The sequence below is a fragment of the Coprococcus sp. RTP21428st1_C9_RTP21428_210409 genome (assembly GCF_040227395.1).
Taxonomy (GTDB): domain Bacteria; phylum Bacillota; class Clostridia; order Lachnospirales; family Lachnospiraceae; genus Coprococcus; species Coprococcus aceti.
Map to the genome: position 1 here is coordinate 1 of NZ_JBEHVV010000041.1, position 25,512 is coordinate 25,512.

Consider the following 25,512-nt stretch of genomic DNA (forward strand, 5'->3'; position numbering starts at 1 on the left):
GCCTGTTGACCAGAAGTTCGAGGCAGACGGCAAGACTATCAATAAGGTAAAGGCTCTCGAGATGATCGAGAAGTACAACACTCCTGAGAAGGTTGCTGCAGGTCTTGAGGAGCTCAAGGAGCACTGGAACAGACTGTTGAGCATTCTCAACGTTAACACACCTGATGACAAGGTTAACCGTATGGTCAACATCTGGAATCAGTATCAGTGTATGGTTACATTCAACCTTTCACGTTCAGCTTCATACTTCGAGTCAGGTATCGGCCGTGGTATGGGATTCCGTGATTCCAACCAGGATGTGCTTGGATTTGTTCATCAGATCCCTGATCGTGCAAGAGAGAGAATCATCGATATAGCTTCAACACAGTTCCCAGACGGTGGATGCTACCATCAGTACCAGCCACTTACCAAGAAGGGTAACGCAGATATCGGTGGAGACTTCTCAGATGATCCATTATGGCTGATCCTTTCAGTTTCAGCTTATATCAAGGAGACTGGCGACTGGGGCATCCTTGACGAGATGGTTCCATATGACAACGATATGTCAATTGCAAAGCCTATGCTTGACCACCTCAAGGTTTCATTCTACAAGATCGTGAACAACCTTGGACCACACGGACTTCCACTTGCAATGAGAGCTGACTGGAACGATTGTATCAACCTTTCATGCTTCTCAGATACACCAGGTGAGAGCTTCCAGACATACACCAACCCTAAGTTCGCTGCTGAGGGTGGATACTCAAAGGTTGCTGAGTCAGTTATGGTTGCTACACTCTTCACATATGCAGGTCCTAACTACGTTGCTATCCTTAAGCACCTTGGAATGGACGCTGAGGCTGATGCTGCTCAGGCTGAGATCGACAAGATGAAGGCCAACATCATGGAGTCAGCATGGGACGGCGACTGGTTCCTCAGAGCTTACGATGCAAACGGTGAGAAGATGGGATCCAAGGAGTGCGAGGAAGGTCAGATCTTCATCGAGCCACAGGGATTCGCTATCATGTCAGACATCGGTAAGGATCAGGGCTGCGACAAGAAGACTCTTGCTGCAATCGATGAGAGACTTAATACACAGCACGGACTTGTACTCAACAACCCAGCATTTACAAAGTATTACATCCAGTATGGTGAGATTTCTACATACCCAGGTGGATACAAGGAGAATGCCGGAATCTTCACACATAACAATGCATGGATCATCTGTGCTGCTGCTTACGCAGGTGCCGGTGATCAGGCATTTAAGTACTACTCAGAGATAGCTCCAGCTTTCACTGAGGAGACATCAGATATACACAAGACTGAGCCATATGTATACGGCCAGATGATCGGTGGTAAGGATGCCGGATCTGATATCGGCAAGCCGGGCAACCACTTCGGTCAGGGTAAGAACTCATGGCTGACTGGTACTGCTGCTTGGAACATGGTAGCTATATCACAGTACATCCTTGGTATCTCAGCAGACTTCGATGGTCTGAAGATCGATCCATCAATTCCTGCTGCATGGGATGGAATGACAGCTACACGTCAGTTCCGTGGTGCTACATACGACATCAAGGTTTCTAACCCAGCTCACATCAACAAGGGCGTTAAGAGCGTACTCGTTGATGGCAACGCTATCGAGGGCAACGTTATCCCAGCATTTGGCGATGGCAAGACTCACTCAGTAGAGGTTGTAATGGGCTAATATAGACCGTGGATTATAAAGCACATTTAAGAAAATATACGTAAGTATATAGTGCAAAAGCCCCACAATATCTATTTTAGATATTGTGGGGCTTTTTTGTTTATATGACCTATCTTCTTCATCCCGCCACGGGATTGTCGCAAAACGCTGTGTTATCCTCGCAAAAGATACAAATTAACAACCTGTCCAACCCTCCATCTACTGTATAAGCAGCATCGGATCCACAGGATTGCCGTCCTTCTCGACTGCAAAATAGAGATTGCTTCCTTCCTCGCTGTAGAATCTGCTTGGCTCGCCAACGGTTCCCACTACCTGGTCGGCATCCAGATGCTCGCCAAGTGCAACCTTCACATCCTGAAGCTGTCCAAGTGTCACGGTGTAGCCGTCTCCAAGCTCAAGCTTGACGTAATTGCCCAGCTCTGGGTTGCTTGAGACCTCCGCTACCTTGCTCTCATATACAGCCTTGACCTCATCGCCCGTCTGCGCCTCAATTACCATTGCAGGGCTGCACTTGTATTCCTTGAGTGTCTCAAAATACACTGTCGTATCCATGCTGTAAGGAATTATCACATTGCCATTTATAGGCCATGATATGCTATCCTTTGGATCGTAATGCAGGCTGTCATTTGAAACTCCTGAAGCTCCAGTCTCAGCACTCTCACTCTCCGCTGTGGATGCAGCGGAATCCTCTATGGTATTATCCGTCTCAATATCTTTCTGCTCTGATGTACCTTCATCCGACACTCCGCTGTTCTTATCATTTTTCTTATCGTTCAAAGCTTCCTTCGCATCGGCTTCCGTCGTACTGTCATTCGGCGTATTCTGTCCTATTGTTATGGTCTTCTCCTTTGAATTGGTCTGTGCGTTATAAAGTCCGAGCACTGTCACAAGCACTGCCATGCCTGTGATGAGCGAGATATAAAATATATTCTTCTTTATGCCGCCCAAAAATTTCTTCATATTCATCACCTCATCTGTATCATGTCCACTTATTGGCACTTATATACAGATGATTTGAATGTGTAAATATTTTTTATCAACCTTTATTTTGCAATCTCTATTCCAGTATAATAATACCTGAGGATCTGATCATACTTCTCTCCATTTTCCGCCAATACAGACGCCCCATACAGTGACATTCCCAGAGAATCTCCAACGCCCACCGTTATGATCCTGTATCCATCCTTAACCTTATCTATGTGTATATTCGTCGAGGCAAGTCCCAGTTGTTCTTTGAAAACATCAGCCTCCAGCTCGCTCCCAAATACATTTATGGTCTGTGCAAATCCAGATTCTGTGGCTGTCATAACCTTGACCTCATCCGTCATATTGTCAGCGTCTATCCATTTTCTGAATATCTTCTGAAGCCTGTCCCCGCTGTATATCTCAGTGGTCGAAAAGTCCTCCGCCATCTGATCCACATCACTTGCCACCTGCCTGAGATACGGTATGTCATGCCCATATATTTCCTGTGCACTCACAGTATGCCCTGTACTTATCATATGATACGCCGGAAGTATTACCTCTCCACCGTATTTCATAACCTGTCCACCGGTCGCATACACCGCCTTCTCCGCCCTTCTCATTATCCCGGAGCACTCGCCTCCCCATTTCTTCTTGAGCTGCGATTCCGTATATCTTATCTCCCGGAGCTGGGACTCATTTATAAGATTCTTTGTCTGCCCCTGTGTGGCGGAATTTCTGTCATTTTCATCCATCTGGTAATAGATTCCGGTCCTAACCACAACTGCGACCGCCTTGAGCATTTCATCGCTCCATTTGTCACTCATCATTCCCGCCAGCGTCGATGCTGTATACTCTTCCACATCCACGAGGGAATACTCCCCATTATCATAAATACACACATTGCGTCCGCTTTTTGCCGATCCGTCAGTGTTATCTCCCCCAACCGCCTTGTCGTATATTCCTGATATTATGTAAGCAAGTGCCATAGCACACGCAATCCCTATAATGATCGTCTTTGCATTCCTCATTTCACCCTCCCGCATTTTTATACCTCTTATATATATATCGTTTTTACACTGCTCATATACCCTTTTTACTGAGAAATCTTAACGCAAATTTTAGTCGTATCGTTTATTGACAAATGCAACATGACATAATATGATAATAGCGTATTCAAGATTAACGGTTCGATTGCTATATAAGGTAAGCTTTTCTTTGGAGTATTCTCTATAAGGTATATTGTAGTGTTTTCATTGAGTACAAATTTTCATTTTTAGGAGGTACTCGTGATGAAGAACGGTACAGTTAAGTGGTTCAACGGAGAAAAGGGTTATGGATTCATCTCAGATGATGAGACAGGAAAGGACGTATTTGTTCATTTTTCAGCAATCAACTCTGATGGATATAAGACTCTTAACGAGGGACAGAAGGTTACATTTGACGTAGAGGCTGATCCTAAGGACGCTTCTAAGGAGAGAGCAACTAACGTAACAGTTGTAGCTTAATTCACATATAACCATTAACACAAGAACAGGCGCTATACAGATCTTTGATCTATATAGCGCCTGTTTTTTATTGCTTGTTAATATCACGGTTTCCTCACGGCTTCCCGTTACGCCCTGCTTCCGAGAGCCTTCTTGCGGGCTCTGTATTTCGCTCTTATGTATCTGCCAGCTGCAGACAGCTCTGTAGTCTTCCACCTGCTTGTTTTCTTCGTCTTAGACGAAAGCAATGAACACGACTCATTCTTGTTGCTGAGACTCCAGCAGAAATAGCTGACATTCGCCTTGTTGAGTCTGGTCAGCCATTTGCCGGTGTAGGCTTTGCTTATGCCTCCATCGCCGCTTGCCGCGGACATTCCGAACTCTGTGACTATGACCGCTATCCCCTTCTTCCTTGCGTATGCAAGCTTCGCAGGAAGATACTGGTTGTGGCTCCACTCATTTGCATAGAAATGGAGTGAGTACATTATATTCTTGTAGCCCTTGATAGGGTTATCCGCAACCTCATTGTGTGTGCCATCCGAACCGAGCTGGGACCATGTCGGCGTTCCCACTACGATGATCGCCTTCTTGTCATACTTTCTTATGACCTTTATGACCTGGGACGCATATCGCTTGACAGTCTTCCAGTCGCAGCCATTTGGCTCATTGCATATCTCATAAATGATATTTTTCTGTTTCTTATACTTCTTCGCCATAGTTGCAAAGAATCTTCTTGCCTCTGCAACCTGTGTCATAGGATTCCCGTCGTTGAGTATGTGCCAGTCGATGATCACATACATGCCGAGGTCGGTCGCATATTTCACGCCCTTGTATATCTGATTTCGAAGTGCCGCTTTGCTGCCGCCCGCGCAATAGCCGTTGTATTCAGATGTATACATGGCAAGTCTTACCGCATTAACTCCCCAGTCGTCTCTCAGAGTCTTGAACGCCGCCTTGTTCACATAAGGATATCCCACATCCCAGTTGATACCGTGTGTGCTGATTCCCCTGAGCTGGAATTTCTTGCCTTTGGCATCCACCAGATCTGCCCCCTTCACAGACAGTCTTCCATGTGTCGCCACCGGCGTCTTTACCTTCGTAGCTGCAAATGCATCACAGTTCGGCTGTACGGCAACCGCTGTAAATATCATTGCAAATGCGAGCAGCAGAGCCGTGAGTCTGTGTCTCAATTTTCTACCTTTCATATGTTTATAACCCCCTTTTCATCACAACGTAACATATATATATCATAACATAGGCGCGGATGTATTAACAGATGCAAAATAAAAACGGACACCATACGATCCTTACCATATGATGTCCGTCCTTTATTTTGTTATTTCATTCTATCTGATAATTACTTATCAAGGGAAACCTTAACCTTCTTAAGCTTCCAGATCTCCTTTGCATACTCCTCGATAGTTCTGTCTGATGAGAACTTTCCAGCACATGCTGTGTTGAGCATAGCCATCTTTGCCCAGCCCTTCTCATCCTGGTATGCCTTATCAACCTTCTGCTGAGCCTCTGCATATGAATCGAAGTCCTTAAGGATGAAGTATACATCTTCCTTTGTAAGAGAATCATAGAGATCTCTGAATCTGTCCGGATCATCCGGTGCATAAGTACCATCGATAAGCTGTGTGAGAACTCTTCTTACAGCCTGGTTGTTATTGTAGATATCCATTGGGTTGTAGCCGCCCTCGCGCTCATACTTCATAACCTCTTCTGCTGAAAGTCCGAAGATAAATGCGTTCTCGATGCCAACTTCCTCAACGATCTCTACATTTGCTCCATCCATGGTTCCAAGTGTAGGTGCACCGTTCAGCATGAACTTCATGTTACCTGTACCTGAAGCCTCTCTTGAAGCTGTTGAGATCTGCTCTGATACATCTGCTGCTGCGAAGATGATCTCGGCATTGGATACTCTGTAGTTCTCTATAAATACAACCTTGATCTTGCCTTCGATTGAAGCATCGTTGTTGACAACATCTGCAACTGAGTTGATGAGCTTGATGATAAGCTTAGCTCTCTTATATCCTGCTGATGCCTTTGCTCCAAAGATGAATGTTCTTGGGTACATATCGAATTCTGGCTCTGTCTTCAGTCTGTTATACAGATGCATAACATGAAGGATGTTCAGAAGCTGTCTCTTGTACTCATGAAGCCTCTTAACCTGTACATCGAAGATTGAACGAGGATCTACATCCACATTGTTGTGCTCCTTGATGTACTTTGCAAGACGGATCTTGTTCTGGTACTTGATGTTCATAAACTCATGCTGGCACTTCTCATCGTTCACATATACCTTAAGCTTCTTAAGGTGTGAAAGATTGGTTATCCACTCGTCACCGATCTTGTCTGTGATCCAGTTTGCAAGAAGTGGGTTAGCATGAAGCAGGAAACGTCTCTGAGTGATACCATTTGTCTTGTTGTTGAACTGCTCTGGTCTCATCTCATAGAAGTCCTTAAGCTCTCTCTCCTCAAGGATCTTGGTATGAAGAGCTGCAACACCGTTTACTGAGTAAGAACCTGCAATTGCAAGATGAGCCATCTTAACCTGGCCATCGTACAGAACTGCCATATTCTTAACCTTATCCTGGTTGCCTGGATACATCTCCTGGATCTTGAGAACGAATCTTCTGTTGATCTCCTCAACGATCTGGTAGATACGTGGAAGCAGTCTTGAGAACAGCTCGATAGGCCACTTCTCAAGTGCCTCTGCCATGATCGTATGGTTGGTGTATGCACATGTTCTTGTTGTAATATCCCATGCGTCATCCCACTCAAGGCCTTCCTCATCCATGAGGATTCTCATGAGCTCGGCAACTGCTACTGTTGGATGTGTATCATTCATCTGGAATGTTACCTTCTCTGGCAGCTTGTGGATGTCCTTGTTGAGCTCCTTGAACTTGAGGATTGCTCTCTGAACTGAAGCTGAGATGAAGAAATACTGCTGTCTCAGTCTGAGCTCCTTACCTGCGTAGTGATTGTCATTTGGATAGAGAACCTCAACGATAGTCTTTGCAAGGTTCTGCTGCTCTACTGCCTTCTCATACTCACCCTTGTCAAATGAGTCAAGGCAGAACTCCTGGATTGCCTCAGCATCCCAGATTCTAAGTGTATTTACAACGTTGTTGCCATAACCGATGACTGGAAGGTCATAAGGTACGGCACGAACTGACTGATATCCATCCTGTATAAAGTAGTTTCTGCCATTCTTGTTCTCAACTCTGACATATCCACCGAACTTAACTTCAACAGCGTACTCTGAACGCTTAACCTCGAATGGGTTGCCATCCTTGAGCCAGTCATCCGGCATCTCAACCTGATATCCATCCTTGATACCCTGCTTGAACATACCATACTTGTATCTGATACCACAACCGTATGCAGGATAACCAAGTGTTGCCAATGAATCAAGGAAACAAGCTGCAAGACGTCCGAGACCGCCATTACCCAGAGCGGCATCAGGCTCCTGATCCTCTATAAAGTTCAGGTCAAATCCTAACTCGTCAAGTGCTTCCTTAACTGCATCGTAGTAAGTCAAGTTGATAAGATTGTTACCGAGTGCTCTACCCATAAGGAACTCCATAGACAGATAATAAACTGTCTTGACGTTCTTCTTCTCATACTCCTTGTGTGTAGCAATCCATCTGTCAATGATGTCGTCCTTTACTGCGTAGCTGACTGCCTGGAATACCTGCTGTGGAGTAGCCTCCTCGATAGGCTTGCGGAAAAGGGTCTTTACATTAGTAATGACTTCCTTCTTGAAGCCTTCCTTATCGAAATCTGCTAACATCTTCATCTGATTCATTCCCTCCTTGGATAAATAGATATAATTTTTTCCATTTTCACTGTTTCATTCTATCATCAACCTTTTTTTTAAACAATACATGAGAAAAAATTTGTTAAATAACACTATAAAATTAGACTATAGTCAAATAGAATTTGCAGTTTTTTTTACATAAAAGGCGATAAATGTCTGATAATATCTAGATTAATTGGGGGTTCTTGCGTTTTCAATGATTACCAGAATATTGTAAATGCACCACGTATACGATATAAAACCCCTGGGAGAGGCAACTCCCAGGGGGATCGTTATCTAACTTCGTCCGTATCCACTCGGCATGCAGCACACGCAAGGCATACCGCCCATGCAGCACGACATGAGAGCACATATGGTACAAAGGTTGTTGCAAAACTTTCCGCCGGTCGGCATATCCATTCCATACCCGGCACCTCTGTCCATGTACCACTGACGGCCGCTCTTGATGGACTCATATGCCTGACGGTATTCCTGATTGCCCGGCTCAAGCTCCATTGCACGCTTCAGCATCTCCATGGCTCTTATCTGATTGCCAAGTCCGGCGTTGCACACGCCACTGTAATAGTGCCACTTGGCATCGTGATTCTCTATCTGATTGAGGACGTTCTTCGCCTCCTCATAGCTTCCGCTGTTCATATAGTTCTTCGCGGCCTGAAAATATCTGGAATCTTTATCATTCGGATCGTAGTCATTCTGTCTCTGATAGCCACCGAAACCAAATGGGCCAAATCCTCCGAAACCGCCAAATGGATCATCATACTGTCCGTAGCCTCCTGACGAACCGCCGTAAGAACTTCCACCATACGGACCATATGAACCGCCAGATCCATAACCGCCGCCGTAGCCCTGCGAGCTTCCAGTTCCATACCCACCAGCACCACCGTAACTTGCACGGTCAGCCTCACCGCTCACTATGGACTTGTAAGCCTGCTGTATCTCCTTGAACTTTTCCTCAGCCTCATCCTTGTGAGGATTGTTGATATTCGCATCCGGATGATACTTCCGGCTCAGCCTTCTATATGCTTTTTTTACTTCTTCTTCGCTGGCACCTCTTTTGAGTCCCAGCACCTCGTAAGGATCTTTCATAATTTATTCCTCATCGCCGCATCTTCTATTTGTAGTCGAATAATATGCTTCCCATATTCCTGAGTATATTATGTTCCTGAGTATACCTACATTTTCAATAATAGGAAGCATCTCATACTCTTTAGCAAGTGGTGCCACCATCATCATCAGAACATCCTTCGTCCACTCTGCAAGCTCCTGCCATTTGTCCTGTTCTATGGTTTTATCCACACCCACTGATTGTACCTCAACACCCAGCTCATGCGCAAGCCTGCACACGAATGGATTGTAATTTCCGGCACCTATATCCTTCTCTATATCGTCATACGCGTCCATTATGTAGACAAATTTGCCCAGATAATAGCCTATGGTGCGGAGATATGATTCCCACTCATCATGTTTCGGGGCACATATCTCTGCCATTATATTGCCAAAATGCCCCGACAATGCATCCATGTCATCGGATCCCACCTCCTCCAGCTCACTTATCGCCTTGAGGTTCTCCGCAATAACCTGGATCTTCTGTGGATAATCTTCCTTGAGCCTCCTGCCATTTTTCCCAGCGAGCAGCACATCCGCATACAGCTTTCGGGTAAACATATGCTCATCATCCCAGTCATCTATACATTTATAATAGGTAAGGATCACGTTCATATCAGCAACATAATCTGTGTACTCGTTCTGTACATAAGTATGCTTCGATGTCGGGTGTGCGATACATCTTCTGCTGCCCGAGTGCTTCTCCGGTTCGTACAGTCCCGTCAGAAGAAGGACCAGAAATGTCATATCATAGCTGAGACTTATCTGTCCTCTCGCACCGTATCTGTCCTTCAGCGATTTGCACAGGCCACAGTAATACCTACGGTATTCATCGTATTCTTTCATCTTAAGCTCAGGCTGGTTCACCACTATATATCCAAACATCTCTCAATCTCCATACCGTATTTCAACTCAAAATATCTAAAGTCCGCATCATCACTAAGACTTCTTCACAAATCTGTTGCCGCACTTAGGGCATCTGATCTCTATCTTGCCCTTTCCCCTTGGAACTCTGATCATCTGCTGGCATTTGCTGCAGACAAATATCTTGTATTCCTTGCCGGCTTCCTTCTGTTTCTTCGCACGCTTGAATATATTTCTCACGCCCGCGGTGTGCTCCATAAACCATCTGTTCTGAGCCGCGCGCTTGTCATAGTTCTTGGACATGATCCTGACATATCCATAAGCGAACATGAAAAGCCCAAGGAAATAAAATATCCCCGTCTTGATAAATGCATCCAGCACCATAAAAATCAATCCGCCCCAGGTAAGGAATGATGACAACTGATCGTTGCCGTACCTGGATCTCATAAATCTTATAAATTTGTCTTTCATAATTCACCATTCTCCTCGCAAATTCTTACATTGTCTCCAGCTTCTCTGCGGATTCCTGAAGCTGCCTGTAGGCTTCCTTCATCCTGCCCATCTCCACATCATCTACATGATTCATGTCAGTTCGTGTCACAAGCTTCTTCAGATACTCGCAGTCGCTCTTGATCCGTTTCATCTCCTTCTTGTCAAGCTGTGCGCCCCTGGTCTCAAGAAGATTCTCTACCTTATATACATACGACTCGGCCTCGTTCATAATGTCTTTGAACTCCCTGGCTCCAGCCACGTCATCCTCGTACTTCTTCGCATCCTCCCTTGCTCTGCGGATCTCCTCCTCCGAAAGGTTGGTGCTGGATGTGATCACTATCTGCTGTTCCACGCCCCTGCCAAGATCCTTAGCTGAAACCTTGAGGATACCATTTGCATCCATGTCAAATGTGACCTCGATCTGAGGAACGCCCGCCATGGCTCTCTTGATACCGCTGAGCCTGAAGTTGCCTAGCAGCTTGTTGTCCCTTGTGAAATGTCTCTCGCCCTGGTACACCTTGATCTCGACATCCCTCTGGAAATTACCCGCCGTGGTAAATATCTTTGATGCTCTGGTCGGAATGGCTGAATTTCTCGGAATGATGACATTTGCCACACCTCCAAGGGTCTCAATGGACAGCGAAAGAGGTGTCACATCCATGAGGAGAATGTCATTCACCTTGTTCGACACGGTGAGCTCGCCGCTGAGCTTGCTTCCCTGGACCGCCGCACCCATGGCAACGCACTCGTCCGGGTTCATATTCTTGGATGGCTCCCTGCCGGTTATGGCACGAACCTTATCCACAACCGCCGGTATACGGGTGGAGCCACCCACCAGCAGCACTTTGTCTATCTGATTTCTCGTTATGCCCGCATCGGATAATGCCTGGTTTACAGGTCCCGCCGTTCTCTCCACCAGGTCATAGGTGAGCTCGTTGAACTGCTCCCTGGTTATCGTCATGTCTAGATGCACCGGCTGATTCTTCACTGTCGATATAAATGGCAGATTGATGTGTGCAGTCTGCGCAAATGAGAGCTCCTTCTTGGCATTCTCACAGGCTTCCCTCACTCTCTGGGATGCTGTGATATCCTTCGCCAGATTGACCTTTGTCTCCTTTTTAAAGGTCTTGATGACGTAGTCCAGCAGCCTCTCATCAAAATCATCTCCGCCTAGATGATTGTCTCCCGCGGTGGCAAGAACCTCTATGACGCTGTCCCCTATCTCTATAACAGACACGTCAAATGTTCCTCCGCCCAGATCGTATACAAGTATCTTCTGCGCCTGTCCATTGTCAAGACCATAGGCGAGAGCCGCCGATGTAGGCTCATTTATGATTCGAAGCACATTCAGTCCCGCTATTCTTCCGGCGTCCTTTGTGGCCTGTCTCTGGCTGTCGTCAAAGTAAGCCGGAACTGTTATGACTGCATCAGATACCGGTCCGCCCAGATAACTCTCAGCATCGCTCTTCAGCTTTGCAAGTATGATGGCGGATATCTCCTGCGGCGAATAGTCCTTGCCGTCTATCCTCTTTCTGTATGTTGTTCCCATCGCTCTCTTGATGGATGTGATAGTTCTGTCCACATTCACAGTCATCTGTCTCCTGGCAGACTCACCCACCAGTCTCTCTCCATTCTTTGTGATGGCTACTATGGAAGGTGTGGTCCTGCCGCCCTCCGAATTCGGTATGACAGTTGGCTGATCGCCCTCAAGCACTGCCACACAGCTGTTTGTTGTTCCCAGGTCTATTCCTACTACTCTGCTCATATATGTCAACCTCTCTGTAATGGTATTCTAATCTACTCATGGGTACGGAGGGGTCAGGTACCTCCGTCCCTATATATTGTATATAATAACCATCACTTATGAACATAATTTGGACAAAAAATAAAGTAAGTATAAAGTTAGGTTAAGAGAGTATAAAAAAAGGGACGGAGGTACCTGACCCCTCCGTCCCCGGACTTAATATTCTACTTTGATACTTTCTCTGCCTTGATAACCGCCTGGAATTCCTTCATATCCTTTGCGATCTCTCCGCTTAATGCCAGCAGACAGATAAGGTTCGGAATCGCCATGAGCGCATTCGCTATATCTGAGAAGTTCCATACAAGATCCAGTGATATCGTCGCGCCTACGTATACAACGAGCGAGAACACTATCCTGTATATCATATTGTACTTGTGTGACTTGAACAGATACTCAAATGCCTTCTCTCCGTGATACTCCCATCCAAGGATCGTGGAGAATGCGAAGAGCACAATTCCTATAGTTACGAGCCAGCCTCCCACCTTGCCAAGTGCAGAGCCAAATGACAGTATCGTGAGAGCTGCACCTTTTATAACAGTTGAGCAGGCAAATGTTCCATCCTCAGCAAATGTATAATGGTTTCCGGCTGCATCAGTCCATGTACCGGTAAGACTTCCTATGGCCGCCTGACTCTCCTCCACCACAAGCTCACTTGCAAGCTTTGTATTCTCATCCTTGTTGAGTTCGTCGGATGGAAGAACAGAAAGAGTCAGTGTATTTGACAAATTGGATGTATCTGTCAGAATGAGCTGGTCATCTGTGAATTCATACGTATAATCCGTTGTGGTAGTCTTGTTGTCGGAATCAACAGCCTCCACAGTAACCTCCGTTCCGCTCACCTGATAGCTGCCCTTTGTACTGTTCTCCGTAATTCCAAGCACACCCGACGATGCAATACAGAGACCTGTAATGGTACATACTACTATGGTATCCCAGAATGTACCTGTCATATTGATGTAACCCTGACGGACAGGATTGTCTGTTGTGGCTGCCGCCGCTGTGATGGCCGCAGAGCCCATTCCAGTTTCATTTGAGAATACTCCTCTGGCAACACCGAATCTCATGGCGTTCATCATAGCTGCTGTGATCGTACCACACAGACCGCCACCGACTGCCTTGACTGAGAATGCCATCTTGAATATCATGGCAACTCCTGCCGGAAGATTCTGGATATTGACGATTATTACAATAAGTCCGGCTACAACATAGAATATCGCCATCAAAGGAACAACAACTGATGACACCTTAGATATGGTCTTGATTCCTCCAACTATTATAAGAAGGGCAAAAACCGTAAGTATGATTCCTGTAACATATGTAGGCACGCTGAATGTGCTGCTAAGAGATTCAGATATGGAATTGGCCTGTGTCATATTTCCTATTCCAAATGAGGCGATGACTGCAAAGAGTGCGAATAGCCAGCCCAGCACTGCGCCGAACTTCTTATGCTTGAATGCTTTCTTCATAGTGTACATAGGACCGCCGCTCATCTCGCCCTTGGCATTCACCTCACGGTACTTGATAGCAAGCATACACTCTGAGAACTTGGATGTCAGTCCAAATGCTGCGGATATCCACATCCACACCAGTGCCCCCGGACCTCCCGATACCATGGCCGTTGCAACACCAACGATATTTCCCGTTCCTATGGTTGCAGCAAGCGCGGTGGTCAGTGCCGAAAATGGTGACACGTCTCCGGTTCCTCTGCTCTTTGTCCTTGCCTCCTTGCTAAGTGTACTCTTCAGCGCATAGCCGAGATTCCTCCAGGGAAGAAACCCTGTTCTGATCGTCAGAAATATTCCCGTTCCAACCAGAAGCACCAGCATGACCGGTCCCCAGACAAATCCGTCCACCGCCGACACGATCTCATTTAACTTTTCCATACAACCGCCTCCTCTTTCCAGGTTATCCATACCATCCGACCCGGCACTCCCCTCATTTTTTGTCCCGAATCAGTTTATATACCCGTAAATTTACTTTATTTTTGCCACAAAGTCCAGAGTATTGTGGTGTTATGGTTATTTTCCTTTATTAATTAAGTTATGCGAGCGGTTGGCGAAATATTATGCGGTGTGGTGGTCATTTAAAATTCACCGTTATCGGACATATCTCCGCCTTGGTTCCAACCCGCATATCAGGGCCAAACACACCGACTCCGGATGTCACTATGTTGTGCATGCCGTCAACATTCAGGTAACCGCAGGAATTTTCCCACATCATCGCCACAAGGATGTTGCCTGGGAACATTTGTCCGTCATGGGTGTGTCCACACAGATCCATATCCACACCTGCCGACGACAGCTCCTCCAGCTCCTTTGGTTCGTGATCGAGAACTATGATAGCTTTGGACTTGTCCACATTTTTCGTTATCTCATCCGCCGATACTCTGTCAGTGACTCCATTTCCCGGTCTATGGGCATCGCGGCGGCCATAGATGTATATGGAATCGTTTATCAGCACTCCCTCATCACGAAGAAGTGTGATTCCCGCTTTCTCTATAAACTCGTCCATCTCCGGGCTGCTGGTCTTCTCCTTCTGTCCGCCAAATGTAAATCCGGCAAGCACCTGCTCCTGTATATCGTGGTTGCCATAGCAGGCATACACTCCATACTTTGATTTGATCCCCCGGAGTATTTTCTCAAGCTCCTCCGGCTGGTCAACGGCTTCCCATTCGTTGTCAAATATATCACCCGCTATCAGCACCAGATCTGCGTCCTGCTTATTTATGGAATTCACTATTCTTTGAACCTGCCTGACACCTATGTTGTATCCAAGATGAAGATCTGCAACCAGCACTATCTTCATGGAATCCATCTTCTGACCATTCTCATCCTGTGCTTCCTTATTGATGGTCACATCATAAGGCGTCACCCGCACAAGTCTCGCATTTACCACTCCCCAGAAGGATATACACATGATGAGTGTTGCGCACGCACAGCCCACTATCCTGCGTACCCTCGGCACGCATATCTTATCTTTGCTCACTCTGAATACATGAAGCAGAAGGAATCTTCCAAGCTCAGCTATCACTATGAAAAATATCATATACAGCAGAACGCCCAGCCAGTAATTGCCCACCAGCTTCATGCCACGTCTGAACCTTCCCTGTGGCAGGAAGAATGCGATCACCAGCGCCGACGCCAAAAATGCATATAACACTATCGGGACTATCCAGCCCTTCTTACCTTTGAGTTTCGGAAAATATGCCTGTACCCAGCCCTTTATTCTCCAGAACAAATATATATTTAGCGCTATGTAAAAAGGCGCAATAAAAATTGCTATCATCTTTTTTCTCCTTTGTTTTTCTGACTGGCCAATATACATATTGACGGCAGTCCTTTGTACGATTTATTCATACAATAATATACTCCCAACACCACACATACACAAACTTAATAAATCGTAATTCCACCGTCATCCCCTAATATCCAAATATATTTAAAGAAAGTACAAAATTATCCTAAATCACAAAAAAATAGCCCGAAAGATACAAAATCTTTAAGATTTGTACCTTTCGGGCCGTATTCTCTTGATCAGGGATAATTTTTTCCAAAATGCCTGTTTTAAACCCTAATATTATATCCCTTAGTCGTTCTTCTTCACTCCAAGAGTTACCTTCTCGCCATTGATGTTCCACTCTTTGGTGTATCCGTCAACCGAGCCGGTTATAATCTCTGTTGCCATAACATCGCCGATGATGGCATCCGCATTTGCTGCGATGATGTCATTTGCCTTCTGGCTTCCGTCAGCGTATACAGTGATCTTGTCCATAACCTCGAATCCAGCCTCTTTTCTCATAGTCTGAACCTTGGATACTATCTCACGGACAAATCCTTCCTCAAGAAGCTCCTCTGACAGGTTTGTGTCGATAACTACTGTCACGCCGCCGTCTGCCTCAGATACGAAACCGTCCATCTGAGCCATGTCGATCAGAAGATCAGCCTCAGTGAGTACGATCTCCTCTCCGTCTGCCTCAAACTTCAGAGCGCCCTCTGCCTTGAGCTCTGCCATGGCTGCGTTGCCATCCAGTGCTGACAGATGCTCCTTGATCTTGCCAAGGTGCTTACCGTACTTAGGTCCGACTGTACGAAGCTGTGGCTTGAAGCTGTATGTTGTGTAAGCGCTTACATCATCATCGAACTCAACGTTCTTCACATTCAGCTCATCCTCGATGATTGCCTTCTCCTCACCGAAAAGCTTCTTGTCAGCCTTGACATACATCTTGCCGATTGGCTGTCTGTTCTTGATATTTGCTGTATTTCTTGCTGCACGTCCCAGAACTACGATCTTCAGGATCTCGTCCATAGCAACCTCAAGCTCTGGATCGATCATCTTCTCATCCACCTCAGGGAATGAGCACAGATGAACTGAGAGAGGTGCATCCTTGTCTATATTTCTAACCAGATTCTGGTAAATATCCTCTGCCATGAATGGGAGCATAGGAGCTACTGTCTGTGCGATCGTAACGAGCGCTGTGTAAAGTGTCATGTAAGCATTTACCTTGTCCTGCTCCATGCCCTTTGCCCAGTATCTCTCACGGCCACGACGGACATACCAGTTACTCATGTCATCCACGAACTCCTCGAGAACTCTTGTTGTCTCAGGAATCTTGTATGCGCCAAGGTTTGCGTCAACTGCCTTGACTGTTGAGTTCAGCTTGGACAGAAGCCACTTATCCATAAGTGACAGCTTGTCGTACTCTAGCTCATGCTCAAGTGGATTGAAGTTGTCTATATTTGCATAGAGTACATAGAACGCATATGTGTTCCACAGTGTACCCATGAACTTTCTCTGACACTCAACAACTGCATCCTCATGGAATCTGTTAGGAAGCCATGGTGCTGAATTGCTGTAGAAGTACCATCTGATGGCATCTGCACCGTACTTGTTCAGAGCATCCATAGGATCTACCGCATTTCCCTTGGATTTACTCATCTTCTGTCCGTCCTTATCCTGGACATGTCCGAGAACGATTACGTTCTTGAACGGAGCCTTGTCGAACAGCAGTGTTGAGATCGCCATAAGTGAGTAGAACCATCCTCTTGTCTGGTCAACAGCCTCACTGATGAAATCAGCAGGGAAGTGCTTCTCAAATATATCCTGATTCTCAAATGGATAGTGCCACTGTGCAAATGGCATTGATCCTGAATCGAACCAGCAGTCGATAACCTCTGTAACTCTGTGCATCTGCTTGCCACACTCAGGACACTTGATAGTTACAGCGTCGATGAACGGACGGTGAAGCTCGATGTTCTCAGGGCAGTTGTCACTCATTGAGCGGAGCTCTTCCTTTGATCCGATGGCATGTCTGCAGCCGCACTCACACTCCCAGATGTTCAGCGGAGTACCCCAGTAACGATTTCTTGAAAGTCCCCAGTCCTGAACATTCTTCAGCCAGTCGCCAAAACGTCCCTTACCGATGCTCTCCGGGATCCAGTTTACAGTGTCATTATTCTTAACCAGCTTGTCTCTGACTGCTGTCATCTTGATGAACCATGTATCTCTTGCGTAGTAGATAAGTGGTGTGTCACATCTCCAGCAGTGTGGATACTCATGCTCGAACTTAGGCGCATCGAAGAGAAGTCCCCTTGCGTCCAGATCCTTGAGTACCTCAGGGTCTGCATCCTTTACGAACATTCCGGCAAATGGAGTCTCCTCAGTGAGGTCACCCTTGCCATCTACAAACTGTACAAATGGAAGATCGTAGTTTCTTCCGACATTTGCATCGTCCTCACCAAATGCAGGTGCGATATGAACAATACCTGTACCATCTGTCATAGTTACATAAGTGTCACATGTAATGAAGTGACCCTTCTTGTGCTGCTTCTCACATACAGGCTTTACGCACTCATAGAGTGGCTCATACTCCTTGTACTCAAGATCCTTACCAACATATGTCTCAAGAACCTCGTATGCAGGAACTGCTGCCTGATCGTCTGCTGCTTCCTTTGCAAGACCGCCGAGAACCTTGTCTGCAAGCGCCTGTGCAAGATAATATGTGTAGCCGTCTGCTGCCTTAACCTTCACGTATGTCTCATCTGGATTTACACAGAGTGCTACGTTTGAAGGAAGTGTCCAAGGTGTTGTTGTCCATGCGAGGAAATATGCGTCCTCTCCGATAACCTTGAATCTTACTACTGCTGAACGCTCCTTGACTGTCTTGTATCCCTGTGCAACCTCATGGCTTGAAAGAGGTGTACCACATCTTGGGCAGTAAGGCACGATCTTGAAGCCCTTGTACAGAAGTCCCTGATCCCAGATCTTCTTCAGCGCCCACCACTCTGACTCGATGAAGTCATCATGGTATGTTACATATGGGTTGTCCATATCAGCCCAGAAACCTACCTTGCCTGAGAACTCTTCCCACATGCCTTTATATTTCCATACGGACTCCTTACATTTCTGGATAAATGGCTCCAGTCCGTACTCCTCTATCTGCTCCTTGCCGTCGATTCCCAAGAGCTTCTCAACCTCGAGCTCAACAGGCAGACCGTGTGTATCCCATCCGGCCTTTCTGACTACGTTATGTCCCTTCATTGTCTGATATCTAGGGATCATATCCTTGATTACACGTGTGAGAACGTGTCCGATATGTGGCTTACCATTTGCTGTTGGAGGGCCATCATAGAATGTGTATGTTGGCAGATCCTTTGTCTCTTCAACACTCTTCTCAAATACCTGATTTTCTTTCCAGAAGTCCAATACCTTCTGCTCTCTGTTCACGAATTCCAGTTTAGTCGAAACCTTGTCGTACATGTCGTCTTTCCTTTCTGTGATAAATATAAAAAAGCCCTTCGTCGTAATCAGGACGAAGGGCTTTGAGTTCGTTATACCACCTATTACTTACATACTAACATATGCGCTCCCCTTAACGCAGGAAATACGTCAGAGCCTACTTGAGCAAATCTCTTTTGGTCTGCAACTCCAGAGTGATATTCCGAAAGTCTCTACTGTCACCGGGCTCGCACCGCCCCCGGCTCGCTGCTGATCTCGCAGACTCCGTACTGTCTCTGTCATCGTTTTTAACTTATATGATCCAGAAAACCGCCTGTATAAGCCATTTCTGAACCTATCCATTCATTAGTATAGCAAGTATTTGTGGTTTGTCAATCGCAATATGCGCAAATAATTTACTATTCTACTTCTTTATAACCACATTCTTTGTTGTGCTCCATGCAGAATAGTATGTCACTCTGCCGGACTTTCTGTATACGATATATCCACCAGCTCCATTATTAAGATACATATAACAATTTCTTACGTTTTTTATATTATCACCATGCATATACAATTACAATTTGTTTTTTATACATATTTGCTACAAAACACATTCGTATGTATCCAATATATACAAAAAATCTCATGGACTGAGAAATCAATCCTCAATCCATGAGATTTATTTTCTAATATACGTAGAGATCATAGTCTACAAGATACCACTTACCGCCAGTCTTTATAACTGTGTATATGATCTCGCCATCTGATTCGTCAGTAGATCCTTTTATCTTGACATCAAGATCCACCTCGTAGCACTTGTCAACCGTCATGTCGACATCCAGCATGTCAAATGTATCATTTACATCCTTAAGCTTATCCTCGTCATATTCCTTCTCTGATCGGTCCTCGACCTTGATACTCTTGACCTTGCCTACCTCATCTACCATGTCGCTGACCTGCTCGTTGAATGTATCCTTGACATAGTCATCACTGCCTGTATAGCTTCTTATCCTGTTATACAGCTTGTAATATTCCTTGTCCATCAGATCAACCATGGCATCGGCATCGCCTTTTTCATAGGCTGTCACCAGCTTGTCTCCGACCTTCTTGGCACTTCTCTCACCGGAACCACCCGCCAGGATCAGAACAACGACTATTATCGCGATCAGGACTGCCGCTGCGATTCCTCCTATTATTGCTATAAGCTTCTTGTTCACCTTTTTACCCGGCTCCATAACACCCGGAGTCATGCCCGGCTGCTGGCTGTACTGTGGCTGACCATACTGTGGCTGCCCAAATCCTCCATACTGTCCACCTGTCGGCTGGACATTTCCACCAAACTGCTGACCCTGACCGTACTGCGGCTGACCATACTGTGGCTGTCCAAATCCTCCATACTGTCCACCTGTCGACTGGACATTTCCACCAAACTGCTGACCCTGACCGTACTGCGGCTGACCATACTGTGTCTGTCCAAATCCTCCATACTGTCCGCCCATCGGCTGTCCAAATCCACCCGGCTGCTGATTCTGCTGTGGCTGACCCGGGTTCGGCTGCCCTTGTGCACTGTTCTGCACCGGAGAAAATGCGCTCACTCCCGGAGTCGTGAGGACAGTAGTTCCCTCGTCCTCATCGTCGTCCATATCATTAAATCCATTTACGTTATTCTCGTCCATCTTTCTCTCCTTATTCTGCTCATCCCTTTTGCTGCTCTGGAACAATAATGTTCCCATAGAATCATGGTAGCATTTTATGTCTGCCATGTCCAACCAAAAACATCACATTACCTCAATTTTTACACTTTATTACCTGTTTTCTTTCGCTATTATGTAATAAAAGGCGTTATGATGATGAACACACAGAATAAAAAACAATCCGCCACGGATACAGATTGTATCCATGGCGGATTCTTCTATTTCTTTTGATATTATCTCTTCTTTATTACAACCGATTTCTTTCCACTCCATGCGGAATAGTAAACCTTACCATCAATCTTCTTAAAGCTTCGTACTCTGACATAATATCTCTTGCCCTTAGTAAGTCGTTTGATGGTCTTACTTGTAACTGAACCTCCGTTTACATTGGCCGTCTTTGCAGATTTGAACGATGCATTGTCTGCATACTGTATCTGATATCCGGTGGCCTTGGCTGCCTTATTATATGTAACCTTGGCTGTTCCGGCAGATGCACTTGTGAATTTCTTCAGCTTCACGGCAGGTACATAACTTCCTGTCTTCTCGCCGCCAAATGCCGAATTGTATGTCACATCGCCAAATGTCTTATAAGTTCTTATCTTATATGTATACTTTACACCCACATTTTTAGCTGTGACGTCCACGAACGATGTTGTCTCCGGATTCTGAACAACACCTGCTATCGTATATGCTTTTCCATTTACTCCTCTGTAAACAACATATCCCGATGCCGCTTTATACTTCTTCCAGCTCAACTTTATTCCATTTGCTGTGTTGTCAATGGACTCAACTTTTCTCACACCCATCTTGATGTCAAATGTGAGTGTCTTCTCCCCTTCATAGTCACCCTTGAATTTGATGACAACTTTGGCCTTGCCGATATTCTTGTTATTTGAATATGAAACGCTGTAATTTCCTGCGGCAACCTTTCTGCCCTTTGAGTCTTTTACCTCTACCGCAGGCTTCTTAGCTGTACCATCATACTCAACAGCGCTGTATGCAAGCCTGATACTCTTTATCCTGTATATACTCTGAGTTTCCTTGCTGGCTGACTTGCAGTTTTTGCACACATGCGCCTTATATCCGTCACTGGTCTGTGATGCCTTTTTCTTAACCGTCCACACCGTCTGATAATCGTGAGGAACTGTGGTCTCATCGTCTATGATAGTATCCTTTTCTCCGCAGTTATTGTCACATTTTGCCGTCTTGGTTCCCTTCTGCGAACATGTGGCATTTCCATCTGACTCATACTTTGTGAAACTGTGTCCTGTAGCAGGGATCACCTCGGTCTCATATATATCCTCATCCTCAATATACCTTGTCTTCTCTCCGTTCTCAGTACATGTCGGAATCTTGGTTATGATCCATCCCTCGTCATCTCCATCCCCAAACTTCTGGGTCTTTGACTCGGCATACACCCATTCTGATGAACCCGTATTCTTATATCTGAGATCCAGAGTCACATCTGTGTATGTGTCATTTTCCACAACAGACATGATTCCCTGAATGATATTTCCATATGCATCAGTCCATCTTCCGCTGACAAATGGTGTCTTCTGGCTCTCATTATTTGCATATGTTATCTCTATATCTCCGGTTACACTGTATCCGTCCTCTGTCTTCTTCACCTTGCATCCTGATATGCTCACAGCGGAGATATCGTACTCGTTCTCTACCTCTGCCTCCACCTTCTCAGGAGTGATCGTCACGCTTCCTGTCTGCTGCGACGCAAGGCTGATCCTGAATGTATAACTGCGGTTCGCCTCAAATGTCCTGTCTATAATGAGTTGTCCGCCGTTCCGTGAGTATGTCTTTTCCAGAACCCCATCAGCATAGATTCTGGTGTATACTGTATTATCTCCGCAGTCCACCGTAAATCTGTACTCTCCGGTCTCCGTTGGGATAAATTCATACTCGATGCCCTCTCCGTCATAGCTTATATCCGCTGTTGTCTTCTGACCCGGTGTTATTTTTCCATTACCTGTCACATACGAATCGTGATATGTAAATGTTATCTGATCATCTTTCTCTCTCGCATAGAGTGCTATAATATAGCTTCCCTTTTTCAGAGAGAAAGCATCTCCACTGCTATATGTATCTGAAAAGCTGCCATCATCCTCAATGGTATATATACCCTTAAGCTCAAAGCCCTGTCTCTGAAGGGATACCACTCCATCTGACGCAATATCAAATCTGTACAGCTTTACATCCCCAGTGTTCTCAACACCTGAAAGCACCGCAGGCTCACCTGATATCAGGTACTCCAGCTCATCCACATTCAGATCTACGACGTCAAATGATGCTCCCTGAACTTCACAATCGTCAGCCATTCCCCATATGGAAGGTATTATCTCATATAATCCGGTCTGTTCTGTTATCGTGTCGATGCTTAAATAGCTGCTCACCCTGCCGTTTTTCTTGATCGTAAAGCTTATATCATCGTCATCCGCGCCAAATGTTCTGGTACTTCCATCAGAATATGTGACAACGGTTTTTATGCTGCCCTTGATCTCATCAAATTCCCTCAGATATTCAGTCTTAGAAACGGTTGTGCTTACACTTACAGCCTTGACGATCTCCTTCATTGTCACGCCGCATTTATTTACATTTTTTCCCGGATACACACATACATACAGATCCCCGCCTGCTGTGTCAAATCCCGCACTGCCAAATCCATCAGATGAATAAGCCACGTTGTTAGTCGTTATCTCTGTTCCATTTGCATCCAAAATCCTGATGCCATCGATCTTCTCATCAGCGGATACCACATACGAACCCGCCTGGGCACTTACCTTATATACATACACATATCTGTCGCCGGAAATATCCAGCGTCTTTGAGCCGTCCCATGTTCCAAGGCTCATGCTCTGTGCAGTCTTCACTGCAAATGGTATCTCAACCGTATCCATGCCATCCGCACCAGCGATTGCAAGTTCAACCATGTATCTGCCAGTATCAACCCTGCTGCCAAAGCCTGCGATCTCGACATACTTTCCAGTTTTCTCGTTATATCTGTACCATGTACTCGTGATCAGCTCATTATCCTCGCTGTCACCGACACTGGCCTCTTTTACACTGCCATCATCATATACAAACTGGAGAGTCTCTCTATCCAGAAGGTTTTTGATACCTGATAATTTCATATCTGGAAGGAATTCATAGTTTCTGTTATCTCTCAGCTTCCATGAACTGATCTTTGAATTTGACAAAGTTTCTCCCCTTGTCACATTCATGCTCCAACTGGTCTGCGTATCTCCCCACTTGTCCTCTACTCCGCCATCGAAACAGATATAGTATGTATTGCCGCTCTCAAGTGCAGCCTCGCCATCCGATACACTAAGTTTCTTCAGATCATACATTGTCTCATCGTCAGCGTCGATCTTGCTGTAGATCTCCATACCGCCCACTGGGGCAAATGTATACCTGGCAGATATCGAAGGCTTAAACGTATAGTATGCACTGCCATTCTCCGACATGCTTACCTGATTAGAGCCCTCCGCAAGACTTCCGGCAGCAACATCCTCTATATCCTTTATCTCTATGTCATATGCATAAGAGTCCTCACTATACAGCGTGTATATCCTAATCTGTGCCGCTCCGACAGGGCACTCATTTTCCATATCTGTAACTATCTCAGCACGTACCTCGTCTCCTCTGGAGGTTTCCACACTGTCCGAATCGTCAAACACCAGCTCCTCTGTTTTTCCGTCAGCATACGAGATCTTTACTCTGGTTCCATCTACATAACTGCTGATATCCTTATCGTAGCTGCCCATTCTGATGAAATCCGTGTTCTCGGGAACAGCAATCATATCTGTCACTTTCGGAATAAAGCTCAGTCTCACATTTGTCTTGGAAGTAGATAACTCATTATACAGGCCTACGTAATAAGTGCTGCCTCCGGTAAGTTTTCCTGTAACCTCTACCGGGCCCTCATCACCGGACTCATATACACAATAAGGACTGTCGCTTTCTATTACCACACTTCCGTCAAATGGCATGACAAAACTGTAATAGGCCTTGTCATACTCATCCGTTCCGACACTCACATTGTTGTCACCTTCGGAGAGCTGTCCTGCGCTCAGCTTGTCTATGGACACTACCTTAAGCACTGCCGTGCCGAGCAGCTCCTGATCTTCCTCAGCCGCATCATATCCCACAGCTACTTTGTACTCGCCCTCTGAAAGAGTTACACCTTTTTCATATTCGTACTCTTTCCAGTTATCATCAGATGACGAATAATATACTGTATATCTGTTTCCATTACTGTATCCACTTCCACCGGTCAGATCTATGCTTTCCGTGGACTTATCATTATACTTTATTGTACTGCTCGCACCATTCATGAAGCTTATCGGCGTTCCGGCTGCCCATTCGCTCTTTGCCAGCTTCAATGTCACCCCTGAAGGTGCCGCATACTTCTTCGCCTTGAGCCTGACCTCATTCAATGTTTCATTGTCATCATCCGTTGTTCCTGAAAGTCTGACATAATAGGTCTTTCCCTTGACAAATGAATACCTGTCATTATCGGTCTCAACCACCGCCATGTCCGAATCATATACATCTATAAATGCAGTTGATGATTTATCTACTTCAAACACAAAGTCAGCAGTTGCAGATGGTATAAATCTGTAATACTCGTAACCGTCCACCCTGGTATCATATGCGTAGGTATCCGTCTCACTGATATTCCTTTTTCCTACAAAATATTCAGCAGGAGTCTGCACCTTTGCAGTGTACGAATCGTATATCTTGGTCGACTGGTTCGGCTCACTATCCATTTTGTCTGTAAGCTGAACAGTATACGTACCGGCCGGAAGTTTTTCCGCATCCGCATACGATACCATATCCCCTTCATCGCCCTCATAATAATAACT

The 25,512-nt window shown here is 45.6% G+C and carries 15 protein-coding genes; 2 read left to right on the forward strand and 13 right to left on the reverse strand.

Annotation, left to right across the window (positions count from 1 at the left end):
* Positions 1-1,684 (forward strand): GH36-type glycosyl hydrolase domain-containing protein (locus ABUA34_RS08935; RefSeq protein ID WP_349823183.1); only part of this gene is annotated, 1,684 nt, incomplete at its 5' end.
* Positions 1,685-1,882: 198 nt separating this feature from the next.
* On the opposite strand, the gene ABUA34_RS08940 is transcribed toward ABUA34_RS08935, so the two are convergent.
* The gene (locus ABUA34_RS08940) at positions 1,883-2,644 is read right to left on the reverse strand and encodes a M23 family metallopeptidase (protein ID WP_015534473.1); all 762 of its coding nucleotides are present in this window, start codon (positions 2,642-2,644) and stop codon (positions 1,883-1,885) included.
* Positions 2,645-2,727: 83 nt separating this feature from the next.
* Positions 2,728-3,678, reverse strand: coding sequence for a SpoIID/LytB domain-containing protein (locus ABUA34_RS08945; protein WP_156337924.1), 951 nt, complete (start codon positions 3,676-3,678; stop codon positions 2,728-2,730).
* A gap of 261 nt (positions 3,679-3,939) precedes the next feature.
* Between ABUA34_RS08945 and ABUA34_RS08950 the strand changes: the two genes are divergently transcribed.
* Positions 3,940-4,155 carry a cold-shock protein gene (locus tag ABUA34_RS08950; protein WP_015534471.1) on the forward strand — a complete coding sequence of 72 codons (216 nt, stop codon included), beginning with the start codon at positions 3,940-3,942 and terminating at the stop codon, positions 4,153-4,155.
* Between the two features lie 107 nt (positions 4,156-4,262).
* Here ABUA34_RS08950 and ABUA34_RS08955 read toward each other — a convergent pair whose 3' ends face one another.
* The 11 genes from ABUA34_RS08955 to ABUA34_RS09005 all read right to left on the reverse strand — a co-directional run bounded on the left by ABUA34_RS08955 (position 4,263) and on the right by ABUA34_RS09005 (position 25,482).
* The gene (locus tag ABUA34_RS08955) at positions 4,263-5,339 is read right to left on the reverse strand and encodes a glycoside hydrolase family 5 protein (RefSeq protein WP_015534470.1); all 1,077 of its coding nucleotides are present in this window, start codon (positions 5,337-5,339) and stop codon (positions 4,263-4,265) included.
* Positions 5,340-5,491: 152 nt separating this feature from the next.
* Complete coding sequence (locus tag ABUA34_RS08960; RefSeq protein WP_055222480.1) at positions 5,492-7,933, reverse strand: glycogen/starch/alpha-glucan phosphorylase; 2,442 nt, start codon at positions 7,931-7,933, stop codon at positions 5,492-5,494.
* 303 nt (positions 7,934-8,236) lie between these two features.
* Complete coding sequence (locus ABUA34_RS08965; protein WP_015534468.1) at positions 8,237-9,046, reverse strand: J domain-containing protein; 810 nt, start codon at positions 9,044-9,046, stop codon at positions 8,237-8,239.
* Between the two features lie 3 nt (positions 9,047-9,049).
* On the reverse strand, positions 9,050-9,949 hold the full coding sequence (locus ABUA34_RS08970; protein ID WP_055222350.1) for a DUF5685 family protein: 900 nt from the start codon (positions 9,947-9,949) through the stop codon (positions 9,050-9,052).
* A gap of 54 nt (positions 9,950-10,003) precedes the next feature.
* Positions 10,004-10,399 (reverse strand): hypothetical protein, encoded by a 396-nt coding sequence (locus tag ABUA34_RS08975; RefSeq protein WP_055222351.1) that lies wholly within the window; start codon positions 10,397-10,399, stop codon positions 10,004-10,006.
* 25 nt (positions 10,400-10,424) lie between these two features.
* Entirely contained in the window at positions 10,425-12,185 is a 1,761-nt protein-coding gene (dnaK, locus tag ABUA34_RS08980; RefSeq protein WP_055280393.1) for a molecular chaperone DnaK, read from the reverse strand.
* 203 nt (positions 12,186-12,388) lie between these two features.
* The gene (locus tag ABUA34_RS08985) at positions 12,389-14,107 is read right to left on the reverse strand and encodes an alanine/glycine:cation symporter family protein (protein ID WP_349823184.1); all 1,719 of its coding nucleotides are present in this window, start codon (positions 14,105-14,107) and stop codon (positions 12,389-12,391) included.
* Positions 14,108-14,303: 196 nt separating this feature from the next.
* Entirely contained in the window at positions 14,304-15,509 is a 1,206-nt protein-coding gene (locus tag ABUA34_RS08990; protein WP_349823185.1) for a metallophosphoesterase, read from the reverse strand.
* A gap of 300 nt (positions 15,510-15,809) precedes the next feature.
* Complete coding sequence (gene ileS / locus ABUA34_RS08995; protein ID WP_022058402.1) at positions 15,810-18,980, reverse strand: isoleucine--tRNA ligase; 3,171 nt, start codon at positions 18,978-18,980, stop codon at positions 15,810-15,812.
* A gap of 647 nt (positions 18,981-19,627) precedes the next feature.
* Positions 19,628-20,704, reverse strand: coding sequence for an RNA polymerase sigma factor (locus tag ABUA34_RS09000; protein ID WP_349823186.1), 1,077 nt, complete (start codon positions 20,702-20,704; stop codon positions 19,628-19,630).
* Positions 20,705-20,868: 164 nt separating this feature from the next.
* Positions 20,869-25,482, reverse strand: coding sequence for a hypothetical protein (locus ABUA34_RS09005; protein WP_349823187.1), 4,614 nt, complete (start codon positions 25,480-25,482; stop codon positions 20,869-20,871).
* Between the last annotated feature and the right edge of the window lie 30 nt (positions 25,483-25,512).

What these genes read in the sequence shown, in the direction of transcription:
- ABUA34_RS08940 (WP_015534473.1), bottom strand. Translation starts at nt 2,644, where the DNA reads ATGAAGAAATTTTTGGGCGGCATAAAGAAGAATATATTTTATATCTCG.
- ABUA34_RS08945 (WP_156337924.1), bottom strand. Translation starts at nt 3,678, where the DNA reads ATGAGGAATGCAAAGACGATCATTATAGGGATTGCGTGTGCTATGGCA.
- ABUA34_RS08950 (WP_015534471.1), top strand. Translation starts at nt 3,940, where the DNA reads ATGAAGAACGGTACAGTTAAGTGGTTCAACGGAGAAAAGGGTTATGGA.
- ABUA34_RS08955 (WP_015534470.1), bottom strand. Translation starts at nt 5,339, where the DNA reads ATGAAAGGTAGAAAATTGAGACACAGACTCACGGCTCTGCTGCTCGCA.
- ABUA34_RS08960 (WP_055222480.1), bottom strand. Translation starts at nt 7,933, where the DNA reads ATGTTAGCAGATTTCGATAAGGAAGGCTTCAAGAAGGAAGTCATTACT.
- ABUA34_RS08965 (WP_015534468.1), bottom strand. Translation starts at nt 9,046, where the DNA reads ATGAAAGATCCTTACGAGGTGCTGGGACTCAAAAGAGGTGCCAGCGAA.
- ABUA34_RS08970 (WP_055222350.1), bottom strand. Translation starts at nt 9,949, where the DNA reads ATGTTTGGATATATAGTGGTGAACCAGCCTGAGCTTAAGATGAAAGAA.
- ABUA34_RS08975 (WP_055222351.1), bottom strand. Translation starts at nt 10,399, where the DNA reads ATGAAAGACAAATTTATAAGATTTATGAGATCCAGGTACGGCAACGAT.
- dnaK (WP_055280393.1), bottom strand. Translation starts at nt 12,185, where the DNA reads ATGAGCAGAGTAGTAGGAATAGACCTGGGAACAACAAACAGCTGTGTG.
- ABUA34_RS08985 (WP_349823184.1), bottom strand. Translation starts at nt 14,107, where the DNA reads ATGGAAAAGTTAAATGAGATCGTGTCGGCGGTGGACGGATTTGTCTGG.
- ABUA34_RS08990 (WP_349823185.1), bottom strand. Translation starts at nt 15,509, where the DNA reads ATGATAGCAATTTTTATTGCGCCTTTTTACATAGCGCTAAATATATAT.
- ileS (WP_022058402.1), bottom strand. Translation starts at nt 18,980, where the DNA reads ATGTACGACAAGGTTTCGACTAAACTGGAATTCGTGAACAGAGAGCAG.
- ABUA34_RS09000 (WP_349823186.1), bottom strand. Translation starts at nt 20,704, where the DNA reads ATGGCAGACATAAAATGCTACCATGATTCTATGGGAACATTATTGTTC.
- ABUA34_RS09005 (WP_349823187.1), bottom strand. Translation starts at nt 25,482, where the DNA reads ATGGTATCGTATGCGGATGCGGAAAAACTTCCGGCCGGTACGTATACT.